The organism is Frankia sp. R43 (genome assembly GCF_001306465.1).
In the GTDB taxonomy this organism is placed as follows: Bacteria; Actinomycetota; Actinomycetes; order Frankiales; family Frankiaceae; genus Parafrankia; species Parafrankia irregularis.
Genome location: NZ_LFCW01000007.1, coordinates 601616 through 614720, shown reverse-complemented (window position 1 = coordinate 614720; position 13105 = coordinate 601616). Strand labels below are relative to the sequence as shown.

11 protein-coding genes and 1 pseudogene are annotated in these 13105 nt (G+C 68.5%); 9 read left to right on the top strand and 3 right to left on the bottom strand.

Annotated elements, in window-relative coordinates:
• The first annotated feature begins 263 nt into the window (after positions 1–263).
• From ACG83_RS43050 to ACG83_RS29960, 5 genes are all read left to right on the top strand, one after another.
• The gene (locus ACG83_RS43050; protein ID WP_083473676.1) at positions 264–752 is read left to right on the top strand and encodes a hypothetical protein; all 489 of its coding nucleotides are present in this window, start codon (positions 264–266) and stop codon (positions 750–752) included.
• A gap of 9 nt (positions 753–761) precedes the next feature.
• Complete coding sequence (locus tag ACG83_RS29975) at positions 762–1118, top strand: hypothetical protein (protein ID WP_054569567.1); 357 nt, start codon at positions 762–764, stop codon at positions 1116–1118.
• Between the two features lie 195 nt (positions 1119–1313).
• On the top strand, positions 1314–2375 hold the full coding sequence (locus tag ACG83_RS29970) for a hypothetical protein (RefSeq protein ID WP_054569566.1): 1062 nt from the start codon (positions 1314–1316) through the stop codon (positions 2373–2375).
• On the top strand, positions 2372–3028 hold the full coding sequence (locus ACG83_RS29965) for an ABC-three component system middle component 2 (RefSeq protein ID WP_054569565.1): 657 nt from the start codon (positions 2372–2374) through the stop codon (positions 3026–3028). The genes ACG83_RS29970 and ACG83_RS29965 overlap by 4 nt, the downstream gene beginning before the upstream one ends.
• Positions 3025–5133: a hypothetical protein gene (locus ACG83_RS29960; RefSeq protein ID WP_200931400.1), complete on the top strand. Its 2109-nt coding sequence runs from the start codon at positions 3025–3027 to the stop codon at positions 5131–5133. The genes ACG83_RS29965 and ACG83_RS29960 overlap by 4 nt, the downstream gene beginning before the upstream one ends.
• Before the next feature lie 71 nt (positions 5134–5204).
• On the opposite strand, the gene ACG83_RS29955 is transcribed toward ACG83_RS29960, so the two are convergent.
• The 3 genes and pseudogenes from ACG83_RS29955 to ACG83_RS48110 all read right to left on the bottom strand — a co-directional run.
• Positions 5205–6347 (bottom strand): hypothetical protein, encoded by a 1143-nt coding sequence (locus ACG83_RS29955; protein WP_054569564.1) that lies wholly within the window; start codon positions 6345–6347, stop codon positions 5205–5207.
• Between the two features lie 366 nt (positions 6348–6713).
• On the bottom strand, positions 6714–7703 hold the full coding sequence (locus ACG83_RS29950; RefSeq protein ID WP_235498274.1) for a Gfo/Idh/MocA family protein: 990 nt from the start codon (positions 7701–7703) through the stop codon (positions 6714–6716).
• 555 nt (positions 7704–8258) lie between these two features.
• Positions 8259–8813 (bottom strand): annotated as a pseudogene (locus ACG83_RS48110) (hypothetical protein); the annotation flags it as partial.
• Between the two features lie 115 nt (positions 8814–8928).
• Between ACG83_RS48110 and ACG83_RS29940 the strand changes: the two are divergent.
• From ACG83_RS29940 to ACG83_RS29925, 4 genes are read left to right on the top strand one after another with little or no spacing between them, the layout of a single operon-like run.
• Positions 8929–10035 carry a site-specific integrase gene (locus ACG83_RS29940; protein ID WP_054565389.1) on the top strand — a complete coding sequence of 369 codons (1107 nt, stop codon included), beginning with the start codon at positions 8929–8931 and terminating at the stop codon, positions 10033–10035.
• Positions 10032–10370, top strand: coding sequence for a hypothetical protein (locus tag ACG83_RS29935; RefSeq protein WP_043591750.1), 339 nt, complete (start codon positions 10032–10034; stop codon positions 10368–10370). The genes ACG83_RS29940 and ACG83_RS29935 overlap by 4 nt, the downstream gene beginning before the upstream one ends.
• Positions 10367–12631, top strand: coding sequence for a site-specific integrase (locus ACG83_RS29930; protein WP_051623938.1), 2265 nt, complete (start codon positions 10367–10369; stop codon positions 12629–12631). The genes ACG83_RS29935 and ACG83_RS29930 overlap by 4 nt, the downstream gene beginning before the upstream one ends.
• On the top strand, positions 12621–13070 hold the full coding sequence (locus tag ACG83_RS29925; RefSeq protein WP_023841883.1) for a DUF6262 family protein: 450 nt from the start codon (positions 12621–12623) through the stop codon (positions 13068–13070). Before ACG83_RS29930 ends, ACG83_RS29925 begins: the two co-directional genes overlap by 11 nt.
• The last annotated feature ends 35 nt before the right edge of the window (positions 13071–13105 follow it).

Here is a 13105-nt window from a genome sequence, read left to right as displayed (position 1 = left end):
GACCATGGGATCACATCATTCGATCTTCACCGCAGCCAGACAAGGGACGAGTCGCCGTCAGGCCGGTGGCAGAAGCGTCTCCACCGTCAGAGCGGGGCGTTGCACCCCTGCGACCGTCGTCATCGGGCCGAGACCGTCGCCACCAACGCAGGATTCACGGTGGAGCCGGCGATATGCGACCGTGGACTACCGATCCCGCCAGACCACTATCGATCTTGACGGATTCTTGTACGTCCGGTCTCGGACCGTGATCCGATGGGGGTGTGACCGACGACCACGAGGCCGCCCGGCACCTCGCCACCCAAGCCCACAAGGTCGGCCGCGTATCCGGGCGAGACCCCTGGCGCGACACCCTCCGGTGGCTCAGCCGCGGACGGTTCGGACGGCGCACCGGCTGGCCCCGCGTCCTCCGGATCGACGCGCCCTGGCAGGACACCCTCTCGGGCGAGCGGGGTGGCTGGCGCGAGCGGGCAGCGAACCTGCACGGCCAGCAGGCGTTCGCCGTCGACTATCAGATCTGCCGCCATTGCAGACTCGGCTGGGTCGAACAGCCCTACACCATGGAGAAATACCAGCGGTGCGGGCTGGCCAGCGCCGGCCTCGCCGCCCTACGGGCCGACCATCCCGGTCTGTCCTGGCACACCCTCGGCGGCCACGCCCGGTCCTCCCAGCCGTTCTGGGCCGCCGTCGCCACCGCCGTTCCTGGCGGCTACCAACAACGCGGGGTCTGCCCCCACGTCACCACGGGCTGAGTAGACACCGTGTCACCCGAGACTGCCGCCGACGGGCAGCGGTGTCCCGCACTGGCCTGGCTTCCCGCCGCGACCCTGAGACGGCTCAGCGCTCTGGAGGACGGCGCCTACGTGGTCGTCAATCCCCATGTCTGCATGCTCCTCACCGGCCACACCGGTGACCATCTGGCCCTCGTCCAGTTCGCGGGCGAGACGGGGCACTGGGCAACCTGGACCATCCCGGCCGGCCCCGTGTCCGTCGAAGCCGCCGAGTTCTGCCCGGCCTGCCTGCCGGCGACCGACGCCGGCGACAACCTCTACTGCCACCTTCCGATCGGGCACAACGGTCCCCACGGCCCCGTGCCCGCGGGCGGGGCGACAGGCTGAGGTCCCTGTCCCTGACACCGTCGGTCAACGATCTCAGTCGTCCAAGGTGACAGGACGAGTCGCGAGCAATGGAACATGGTCGTGACGGCAACGCCATGCCGGTACGCTCACGTACGTCCCGCCTGGGGGTGCGCGGAAGCCGCGCGACACCGTGGGGCACAGGGTTCATCGAAGGGTGGATGGAGGCGGCGGCCGGTGCTACAGGACACCATCCCGGTGGTCGCGCTGCCAGTAGCCGGGGTGTCGGCTGGTGAGGCCCCCATCAACTTCGAGACGCACCGGGTCCGTGCCAACTCCGCCGGCGCCCGTCACGACTTCGAGCTGATGATCGGCCAACTCGTCAGAGCGGTTCTGCCGGGAGTGGCGGTCAGGTCGGTCGACGCGAACCCTGGCGACTGGGGGATCGACGTCTTCATCGGCGACCTCAGTGGCTCGACGAGCATCTGGCAGGCAAAGTACTTCATCGACGGAATCGGCGATAATCAGAAAGGGGATATCCGCGACTCCTTCGCGTCCGTCGTCAAGAACTCCGCTGAGCAGGGCTTCACCGTGGAGCAGTGGGTGCTCTGTATTCCCAGGAGCATGGACGGCCCGACGACCAAGTGGTGGGACGGGTGGAAGCGGAGGAAGACCCGCGAGACCGGCATCTTGATCGAGCTGTGGGACGAGACCGAGCTGCGCGGACTGCTGAACACTCCCGACGCGGACTCCGTGCGCCGCGCTTACTACGGTCCGCGGTCCACCCGATCGGAAGCCGCACTCGTCGATCTTGACGATGGAGACGCAGCGAGGCTGGAGACGGCCCTGTTCGTCCGCCAGCTGCGCGCAGCGGGGCAGGTGGAGGTCACCGCCTCCAAGCACCAGTTCTTCAACGCCGAGCTGATGGCACGCGAGATCGTCGACAAGGGCGTGCCTACCGAGGTCGCGGCTCTCGCGGCAGCCGATGCCGTCGTCCACGGCGTGTGGGAGGAGCACTTCAACGAGGCGTGTGAAGCCCACGAGGGGCCACGCCTCCCCGGCTTGCACCTGACAGTCATGCGGGAGGTGCGCGCCCAACACCCAAACCTGAGTACGAACCTGCCCGCTTCTCCCGTGCACACCTGCGGACTGATGCACCGCGTGGTCGACAACCGCCGGGCAGGCTGGGTACGGAACTGGCGTCAGGTAGCCGTGGAGGACGTCCAGGCTGAAGCAGCCCAGGGTTCAGACGCCGAGAGCGCTGCCTCCGACCCGGCAGCCGAGGCGCGCACAGCATGATCGCCCGACCTCCCCTCGTTCGCGAAGACGGCGATTCGGCGCCTGTCGTCGTGCCGGAGGACGACGTCATCTTCCGCTTGGCGCAGCTCCTCCTCCTCCTCGCGGCCCTCGATCGCCTGGAGCATCCCGGGCTTTCCCTCGAACGCCTGGGCTGCTATGACTTCTTGGTCGCCAACCCGCTGCTGGTTCTCACCGACGAGATCGACCCAGACCGCAAGCGTCTGCTGATGGCAGGCTTTGACGGCCGAGCACTGAGCTATGCGAGTCCCGCGCATCGCTTCACCACCCGACGAGAACGCCTCCGACACGACCTGGCGCTTCTGGTCGCCTACGGACTCGCTGCGCCCACCGTCGACAGAAGCGTCCTGTACGCGGTCACTCCCGCCGGCGTGGAGCTCGCAAGCAGGTTCACGGCGGTCTACGCACGGTCCTACCGCCTCTCGGCGGAGATCGTCGTCCGCCGTCTCCGGCGCCTGTCCGACCAGAAACTTCGCGAGCAGGTCCACGCCTGGACCACAGTGGGACATGGAAGTCCTCGACCCGAGGCACTCGATCTCCTCGACGCCATCGACCTCCTCAAAGCGGACCAGGCCGGCGACCCCTGGCTCGACACGCCACCAGTACCCACGCCACCTGACGGGCAGTCCGTATGAGCCGTGCGGACAAACCGCCCGTCGACTCTTCGCAGGAGCGACCGGCGGAACCTGAGGCCGTTACACCGGCCACGGAAGCGCAGGAGGCGCCCCGGCGGGGCATCCGCATTCTCCGTCTTCGCCTGAAAGGCGTGGATCGAGACTACGAGGTCGACTTCCGGGACAGTCAGGACGAGCGGCCACGCTCGCTGTCTGTCATCGCCGGAGCGTTTAGCACCGGCAAGTCCTCCGTGCTGGAGTTCATTGCCTACTGCCTTGGCGCTGCGAAGCATCCTCGGCACCCCGAGATCCTCCGCAAGGTGCGGATCGCGTTACTCGAAGTCGAACTCGGCGGACAGCAGCATGTGATCGAACGGGCCGTGGGTGAACCCTCGACCGTGGCGTACATCCGTCCGGGTGGTCTCGGGGAGACCGAACCGCCGCCGCTGGAGAGACGCCTGATCAAGCCGCCCGGTGACCCGGCGAGCCTGTCCAGCCTGCTGCTGTCCTACTGCGGTCTGGAGGGGGTGGAGCTCAAGGAGGCCCCGACACAAGCGGAGTCGGGCACCGACCCGTTGAGCATTCGCGACCTGCTGTGGCTGTGCTACATGCCCAACGAGCGTCTCGACGACAAGAACCTTCTGTTCGAGAGCGCGCGGATGAAGCGGCTCAAGCTGGGCCAGGTCGTCGACGTCGTGTTCGGTATCCAGGACGACAGAGCCGTCGATCTTGGCCGGCGGATCAAGGAACTGGAAGGGAGGCTCGCTCGCGCCCGCGCCGAGTACCGTGCGACGCAGGAGTTCCTGGACGAGCAGAATCTCGGAAACCGCATCCAGGTTGAACTCGCACGCGACCAAGCCGAACGAACATCCGCTGAGGCCGACCGAGCGCTGGCAGACCTGAACAACCAGATCCGCGCGACATCGACCTTCGCCGCTGAGTTGCGTAACCGGCACCGTGATGCCGCCCGTCGCGCCCAGCAGGCCGCCGCGCTGCTCCGGGACCGGGAAACCCAGCTCCGCAGATTCATCCCATTGCGCGCCCAGTACGCCGACGACATCACCAAGCTCACGATGCTGGCCGAGGCACGCAGGCTGTTCGATCCTCTCCAGGTCAAGGTCTGCCCAGCGTGCCTGACGACCCTTCGGGAAGCCCCCCACCTCGCCGAGGGTCACTGCACTCTCTGTAACTCTGATGTCACGGATTCGGAGAGGGTGCATCCCGAGCCGGTAAGCACCCGAAACGGCAGCGCCCCCGCCGCGGAATCGGATGGTCCAGCCACCGATGCGACGTTCGACGTCTCGTCCGAGCTGAGAGCGACCAAGGCCCGGCTCGCGGAAATCACCCGGTACGTCGAGGAACTCGACGCCGAGATAGCCCGCCTACGGGCGGCCTCGAAGGAGGCCGACGCGGAGGAGGCCGACCTCGCTCACGCCGTCGACTCTGCTACCAACGAGGCCATCAGCCCCTTCTTGACTCAACGCGACGACGTGATGGGCCGACAGCGCATCGCGGCAACCGAGCTGGAACGAGCCCGCACTGCCATCAAGATGCTCGACAGTCTCGACCGCCGTGGCGCCACGGTGACCCGCGTGGACGCGTCCCTCAAAGCGCTACGCAGCGAACTGACCGAAGCCAGCGCACAGCCAGACCGCGACGCGGTCATCCGCGAGGTCAGCAATCGCTACGCCGCCATCCTCACGGGCTGGCGATACCCCAAGATCGCGGATGCGTCCATCGATAAGAGCCTTGTTCCACAGATGCGCGGTTCCAGCTATATCGAGGCATCCTCGGGCGGGCGCACCCTGATCTCACTTGCCTGGATTCTTGCCATCTTCGAGATTGCCTGGGAGCGCGGCAGCGCCCACCCAGGATTCCTCCTGATCGACAGCCCCCAGAAGAACCTCGGCCAAGGAGGAGACCGCGACGCGGAGTTCGCCGACCGCGTCGCTGTCGCAGACTTCTACAGACACCTCCATGAATGGCTTGCAGGCCAAGGTCAAGGCGCACAGATCATCGTCGTCGACAATGCGCCACCCACATCGGTCGACAGTAACGTGGTAGTGCGCTACTCACGCCGAGTAGGTCAGTCCCCCTACGGTTTGATCGAGGACGAGGTGTCGTGAACGTCGACGACAAAAGCGCGACCATCTCGCAAGTCCGCTTTCCAAACTGCTCACGTGCTCGTGCTACGTGATCAGGGTATGGAGCGCCGCGCGGCATGTAGGACCGCTGCGATGATGCAAGCGGAGATGAGCAGGCTGGTGGCGAGCAGGGCCATCCGGCCGATCGCGTCGCCCAGGGCAGACGTGGTCGTCAGGCCCACGGTGAGGGCCACCATCAGCGCGACGATGACCGGCGCCGCGAGCAGCGGGAGCACCCACCGCGGTGCTGGGCGCTGGTCAGGCGCCGTCCAGGGTCCCCTCGCCGCCATCATGGTCACGATCTGGTCACGTTCACCCAGATAGCGCTCCTGGAGATGCTCATGCGCGGTGCGGGCCCCCTGCGCGGGCAGGCAGCCCAGCGCCGTCTCGATCGAGACCAGCGCGGCGTCGAAATCGCCGCACCGACGCTCACCGCGGGCCCGCCGATACCACCACAGATGCGCCCGCGGACTCGTGGCCACGGCCTCCTCCGCGTAGCGGCGCAGCAGCTCGCTCTGACCGTCGAACGGCGCGGCGACGTCGATCGCGTGCAGACAGATGTCGGTGACTTCCCGGCTGCGCGGCTCGGCCGCCCACGCGGCCTCCACCAGCGCCGTCCCCCGCGCGGTGTTCCTCATACCGCAGGCGGCGAACGCGCGCAGCGCCGTGAACAGCGGACCGTCCCGGTAGGGGCCGGCGGCCACCGCCAGCATCGAGGACGCCACGAACCGGTCCAGATCCTCGAACCAGAAGTCGGCGCGTAGCTTCGCCGCGTGATATAGGGCGGTGAAATACGCCGCCTCAGCCGAGCCGGCACTGTACTGAAGAACTCTGCCCGTGGCTGTGGTGACCTCCGCCGCCGGCTCGACCGTGTCCCGCGTGATGAACCCGTACCCGAGAGCCCACTTCTCGATGATCTCCGGACGGACCGCCGGGTCGGCGTGATCGACCAGCCAGCGGGCACAGTGGGCCGCGACCTCGACGGTCGGTTCGGCCAACAACCGACGGCGCCAGTACCGGTCGGCGCAGATCAGGGTCGCGTCGCCGGCCCAGTCGACCGACTCGATCCGGAACGACGGCTCGACACCGGCGGCCACCAGGTCGGCGGCGACCTCCTCGCACACCCGCTCCAGCTCCCGCGCCCCCGCCGCCGCGCGCAGCCGCGACACCGGATCATCCGGCGGCACCGTCGTCATGAACCCAAGTCTGGCACCGCCCCCGACGCGAACGGGCCCAAAGCCGTATTCGACGCGAACCGTCGGCCGTCTCCTTGCACCCCTGGCGATCGTTTGGCCCCGGGGCCCGGACCGCTCAGCGCTTCGCGACGAACCCAGGTCCACGCGAGGTCCCAGCCGGCGGCGACATCCCGCCCGCGACAGCCGGATGATGTCGCCCACGATCATGACGGGATGGAGCTGCGACGGCGCCCAAGGCCCTCTTACCCGCTGATCCACACGGCCCTACGACCCGGCGGGCGCGGCGCAGTCAGGTGACCACGCCCGCATCCATGGGGTGCCGTCGCGAGCACAGCGTCGAGAAGCTCGCGTGTCACGGCAGGTTGGTCAGGTAGGGCGGGCGCCGATCTGAGCGCGGACGGTATCCAACGTCCGCATGATCGACTGTGATTCGTCGAGTGGCATGATGTCACTGTCGAGATGACCGTCGCGAAGACGCCGGTGGACGTGACGTACCTGATGATGGAACCCGGCGCCAGGGACGGACCTGCCGCCCTCCCGGTCGAACGGCAGGTCCAGTCGGCCGTACCGGTCCCCGCCCTGGACGACCAGCGTGGTCGGCGCGGTGATCAGCCCAGGCACTGTGATCGATCCGCGGGTGCCGCTGATACGGGCGGTGCGGGTGAGGTGCGTGCGTAGCGAGGCCGTGACCGCCGCGGTCGCGCCGCCGCTGTGGCTGGTCAGGACGGCGACGTGCTCATCGATCCCGGTGTCGCCGATCGCTCCCAGCGCGGTCACGCGCTCCGGTGTGCCCAGCAGCATGCTGGCCAGCGAAAGGGGATACACGCCCTGGCGGAGGAGCGCGCCCCCGCCGCGGGCCGGGTCGAGCCACGGGTCATCACGGTCGCGCACCGCGTACCCGTAGTCGCTGGAAAACGCTACGACCTCGCCGATGGCGTCCGACGCCATGACTTCCCGAAGACGGACGTAGACGGGCAGGTTCCGGGCCGAGGTCTCCATGAGAAACCGGCCCTCGGCCCGCGCCGCGGCCACCATCGCGGCTGCCTGGGCTTCGTTCAGCCCGAACGGCGTCTCGCACACGACACCGCGTCCCGCGGTCAGGAACAACACCGTGTGCTCGAAGTGATGAGACGCGGGCGTGGCCACATAGATCAGGTCGACCTCGTCATCCGCGGCCAGCGCCTCGTAGGAGCTGTATCGGCGCGCAGACGGCACCCCGTGTAGGTCGCCCAGTATCCGCAGTTCGTCGTGATGGGACGACGCGATCGCGACCAGCTCCGCCTCGGACATCCACTCCAGCGTGGCAGCGACCGAACTCGCGAACCCGCCCGTCCCCGCGATCCCCCAGCGGATCACCACCGTGCACCTCCGATCGAGCTTTCACCTCGGGAACGCAACAGTCCTGTCGCCCCCGCACTGGCCAGGTCGGTGTGGCCCGGGAACCTTCTGCCAGATCCAGGTCCGATCGGAGGATGCGAGCCCACAAGATCGACCGGCAGCGAGTTCGACTGGCGACAGGAGCAGATCGGCCGCGGATTACCTGCGGGGTCCGTTGGCTCGATCGGGAAAGGGGGCTGGATACCCGCCGTTGTCACCGTGCTGGCGACCGCCTCGCATGTCCGCTCCAGTTCCCGTGCCGCCGCCTCTGCGGTCTCACGCGGCGGCATCGGATCGCTCGGCGGCATGGTCGTCATGATCTGAGTCTGGCACCACCCCTGTCCCATCGGGCAAAGCCAGAGCGGGTGCAGAAGCCCCCCGCCTATCTCGCCGCACCTCCCATGGCTGTCGCTCCTGTTCGCGCGGACCGCCGTGCCATCGAGATCCGGCCCGGCATCAGCCCGGCGACCGAGCACGGGACGGGTCGCGCAGCGCGCTCGATGTCGCATCATCGCCGGCTCAGCAGACTGACTATCACTGCGCCTGGTCAGGCTGGTCAGCGCGGACTCGGGTCACGGAGTCCTGCGTTGCCGCTGGATCGACCTGTCCGTCGAGCGCGGTGTGAGTCTCGCTACGCAAATGGGTCACCAAACCGCGGGCGGTGCCGGTGCCGACGCCCAGCCGTTTGCGGAGTGTCTCGGCGGAGATCGGACGTTGAAGCTCCTGCCAATGCAGGACATCCTCGGCACGGGCTCGATGCAGCAGGTCCTGCCGGCGTGCCTCGCGGGCGGCCTCGCGTGACAACGAGTCCGCGGAGGTGGTTCTGTTCTGCCTCGGCTGGGCACCGGACGCGGGCGTCGATCGCCGACGCGTGATTCTCGTCGGGGGCTGACTGTCGGCAGCCCGCGCTTCGATCGGGCGATGGCCGGCTGCTGCGGCCTGTATAGCGTGGAGAAGCCCGGGGCCCACCTCGGCCCACCCTATAAGGAGCAGCGGTCCGACGGCGTCGAACGCTGCTTTGCCGTAATGGCCAGTGATCAAGGGTTCCGCGATGTTCAATGCCAGTGTTACCAGGCTGGTTATCTGAAGCTGTCGTAGCTCTGTCTTCGGTGTCCGGGACGGGCGTTCGAGGCCCGATGATCTGCCTTGTGGACATGGTTATCTCCACCTCGTCCAGCACGTGGATGAGGTGGAGGAGGAGCGGATGCATGTCCAGCGGGTGGCCTTGCCCGGTTCCCGGGTGGATTCGTGGACTGTCCTGGGTGTCGACGACGCTCCGGTCGAACCGGTCGAGCGGTATCTGGCCTATCTCAGCGATATCGAGCGGTCTCCGAACACGGTCAAGGCCTACGCCCATGATCTGAAGGACTACTGGGTCTTTCTGGGGTGGCGGGGGCTGGACTGGCGGGAGGTGCGGCTGGAGGACATCGGCGAGTTCGTGGCCTGGTTGCGGCTGTCGCCGGCGGGCCGGGACGGGCGGGTGGCGGTGCTGCCGTCGGTGGAGCCGGCGGTGTCGGCGTCGACGGTGAACCGGAAGCTGTCGGCGTTGGCCGCGTTCTACGCCTACCAGGTGCGCCATGGCGTGGATCTGGGCGAGTTGCTGACGACGTGGGGGCCGCCGGGCCGTCGCGGCGGGTGGAAGCCGTTCCTGCATCACATCGGCAAAGGCAGGCCGCAGCCGCGGCGCACGATCGCGTTGAAGACCGCGAAGAAGCTGCCGCGGGTCCTGGCGGCGGCCGAGGTGCAGGCTGTGCTGGACGCCTGCACCCGGCTGCGGGACCGTTTCCTGTTCGCTGTTCTCTACGACACCGGGATACGGGTCGGCGAGGCGCTGGGCCTGCGGCATGACGATATCGACGCGGCTGCCTGCGAGGTTATCGTTGTCCCGCGGGACAACGATAACGGTGCACGGTCGAAATCCCGGGGGCGGCGGGTGGTCCCGGTGAGCGCCGGCCTGGTCCGCCTTTATGCGGACTACCTGCATGGCGAGTACGGGGATCTGGACTCCGACTATGTGTTCGTCAACCTGTTCGCCGAACCGCGTGGGCAGGCATTGTCCTACCCGGCCGCCTACGATCTGGTGAAAAGGCTGCGGAAACGCACCGGGATCGATTTTGACCCGCACTGGTACCGGCATACCTATGCCACCCGGCTGCTTCGCGACGGGGTGCCTGTCGAAGTGGTGTCCACTTTACTTGGCCATGCCAGCGTCACCACCACGCAGACGGTTTACGGGCACCTGACCGTGGAAGACGCTCGGCGGGCGCTTGCGGCGGCGGGCTGGTTCACCGGGACCGAGGTGGCCCTGTGACCGCCTACGAGATCATCCACGCCGAGCAGGCTGGCTGGCAGCGCCGTGCCGCCGCCGAGTTGGGGCGGATCCTGGCCGAGCACCCTGGCCTACCGGCGCTCGCCTGGACCGTGGGGCCGGCCGGGGCGACGCTGTCCGGCCGGGTCGGCGGGCTGGTGCCGGCGGCGCGGGTGCGGGCGGATTTCGATGCCTGGCGGGCCGCGCTGGCGCTCGGCGAGCACCAGCCCGGCACCGGCGCAGGGGTGACCCATCTGCACGCGGCGGCCTACCGCAACCGGGTCCGGGTCACGCTGTCCGCCACCGTCTGCGACGACGACGAAGGCGATGTGCGATGAGCCGCCCCCACGCCGGTTCCAGGCCGGCGGGCGGAGCGCCCGCGGCAGGCCGGGCGGGGCTGTCGGCCACGCTGATGGCCGCGGTCCGCGCGGAGTTCCGGGTCGAGGTCCTCACCATCGACCCGGCCGACCCGGTCTTCGGCGGCCCACCCTGCACGGTCGCCGGCTGCGAACGGACCAGTCGCAGCCAAGGATTGTGCGTCGGCCACAACCAGCGATGGCTGCGCGCGGGAAGGCCCGACCTGACGTCGTTCCTCGTCACCACCGCACCGGCGCTGCGCGGCCGTGCGCCCCTGGCCTCGTGCCGGGTGGAGACCTGCCGTAACGGACGTCATGCCTACGGCCTGTGCACGGCGCACGAGCACGTCTACGCACGGGCCGGCCGCCCGGAGCTTGCGACCTGGCTGGGCCAGCTGCCGTCGGTCGACCCCTCGGTGCCACGCGAGCCCTGCCGGGTGACCTACTGCGACCTGTGGGCGCAGGGCAGCGTCCCGTTGTGTGTCACCCACGCGTCGCGGTGGAGCCAGGCCGGGAAACCCGACGTCGAACAGTTCGCCCGGGATTACGGCGACTGGACACCGCGCGTCGAGCAGATCGATCTGCGCCGGCTCGGCCCCCAGCTGCGGCTGGAGATGCAGTACGTCATCCAGCGGCGCCGCGACGACGCGCAGATCCGCACCACCCCGACTCTGGTCCAGACCGTCGTGCACTTCTTGGCCCGCAGCGGCGCGACGTCCCTGCTCGACCACACGGAGCAGACCTGGCGGGACCGGTTCGGGCCCCGCGGACCGAACTCGGGCACCTCCGCCCGGGCCCTGCTGCTGTTCGGGCACCGCCAGATCGAACAGCTCACCTATGGCAGCGGCTGGGACGTCGAATATCCCCGCGACGTCTGGCGGCTGCACAACCTCGGGATCACCGAGTTCCACCGGCACCTGCGGTTCGACCGGATACCCCAGCCCTGGCTGCGCGGGCTCGCGAAGCGGTGGCTGCGCTGGCGGCTCGGCGGCGGCCTGAGTGAGAACGCGGCCGGGCAGTCGCTGGCGGCCCTGGTGCGTTTCGCCGTGTTCCTCGCCGCGAAGGGCATCGACTCCCTGGCCCAGGTGGACAGGCCGATCCTCGAACGCTATCTCGCCGAGGTGCACAAGGCCTTGGGCGGGAAGTCGTCCCACGGGACGACCATCGGCTACCTGGGCGCCTTCTTCCAGGCCATCCGCCGGCACCGCTGGGACACCTCGCTGCCGGCGAGCGCCGTCTTCTTCACCGAGGACTACCCGGCCCCGCCCCAGCTGCTTCCCCGTGCCCTGGCCGAACACGTCATGGCCCAGGTCGAACACCCCGACAACCTCGCCCGCTGGCACGACCCGGCCAGCCGCGTCGTCACCCTCATCCTCATCCACACTGGCCTACGCATCGGCGACGCACTGCAACTCCCGGTCGACTGCATCGTCCGGGACACCGACGGCGCCCCCTACCTGCGCTATCTCAACCACAAGATGAAACGGGAGGCGCTGGTCCCCATCGACGAAGAACTCGAAGCCGAGATCACCCGGCAGCAGCGCCGCGTCACCGACCGGTGGCCCGACACCACCCCGACGCTGTTTCCCAAGACGAAAGCCAACCCGGACGGCCGGAAACCACTCGCCAGCTCCACCTACCGCACCGCACTCGCCCGCTGGCTGACCCGCTGCGACATCCGCGACGAACACAACCAGCCAGCTCACCTGACCCCACACCAATGGCGCCACACCCTCGGAACCAGACTGATAAACCGAGACGTCCCCCAGGAAGTCGTCCGGAAAATACTCGACCACACCTCCCCAGAAATGACCGCCCACTACGCCCGGCTACACGACACCACCGTGCGCCGCCACTGGGAAAAAGCCCGCAAAGTCAACGCCCACGGTCAGGAAGTGACACTCGACCCGGACGGGCCCCTGGCCGAGGCGGCCTGGGCGAAACAGCGGATCTCCCGCGCCACCCAGGCGCTGCCGAACGGCTACTGCGGCCTACCGGTACAGAAAAACTGCCCGCACGCGAACGCCTGCCTGACCTGCCCGACTTTCCTCACCACCGCGGAATTCCTACCCGAACACCGCCGGCAGCACCAGCAGACCCTGCACATCATATCCGCCGCCGAAGCCCGCGGCCAGCAGCGCCTGGCCGAGATGAACCGCCGCGTCGCCGGAAACCTCGAGAAAATCATCACCGCCCTCACCGAAGACAGCAGGCAGAAAGACACGGTCGCCGATGCGTCCTGACAACACCGCCCCCATCACCGCCGCCGCCCGCCGCCGGCACGACCAGGCCCGCGCCCGCGCTACCCAGGCGCTGCGCGAGCTCGACCGCGCCGGCGCCCCCGTCACCTTCGGGTCCGCGGCAGCCGCAGCCGGCGTCTCCCGGTCCTGGCTCTACACCCAGCCCGACCTGCGCGCCGAGGTCGAACGCCTCCGCGCCGCCACCAGGCAGACACCATCCCCGCCCGTCCCCACCCGCCAGCGCGCCTCCGAGGCCGCGCTGCTCGCCCGGCTGGAAGCAGCCCTGCAACGGAACCGGGAACTCGCCGACGACAACCAGCGGCTACGCCGCCAACTCGCCCACGCCCTCGGCGACCAGCGAAAACCACCCACCGGACACGCGGACAGCCGACCACGCCGGAACATCCCAGAAAACTCTCCCACAACGATCGGACCGTGCTGAACAGCAGGAAACGATCTCGGGTGTTCGCGTCGACG

Excerpts from the sequence above, each read along its gene's own strand:
- ACG83_RS29965 (WP_054569565.1), top strand. The coding sequence starts at position 2,372 with ATGATCGCCCGACCTCCCCTCGTTCGCGAAGACGGCGATTCGGCGCCT.
- ACG83_RS29925 (WP_023841883.1), top strand. The coding sequence starts at position 12,621 with ATGCGTCCTGACAACACCGCCCCCATCACCGCCGCCGCCCGCCGCCGG.
- ACG83_RS29955 (WP_054569564.1), bottom strand. The coding sequence starts at position 6,347 with ATGACGACGGTGCCGCCGGATGATCCGGTGTCGCGGCTGCGCGCGGCG.
- ACG83_RS29930 (WP_051623938.1), top strand. The coding sequence starts at position 10,367 with ATGAGCCGCCCCCACGCCGGTTCCAGGCCGGCGGGCGGAGCGCCCGCG.
- ACG83_RS29940 (WP_054565389.1), top strand. The coding sequence starts at position 8,929 with ATGCATGTCCAGCGGGTGGCCTTGCCCGGTTCCCGGGTGGATTCGTGG.
- ACG83_RS29960 (WP_200931400.1), top strand. The coding sequence starts at position 3,025 with ATGAGCCGTGCGGACAAACCGCCCGTCGACTCTTCGCAGGAGCGACCG.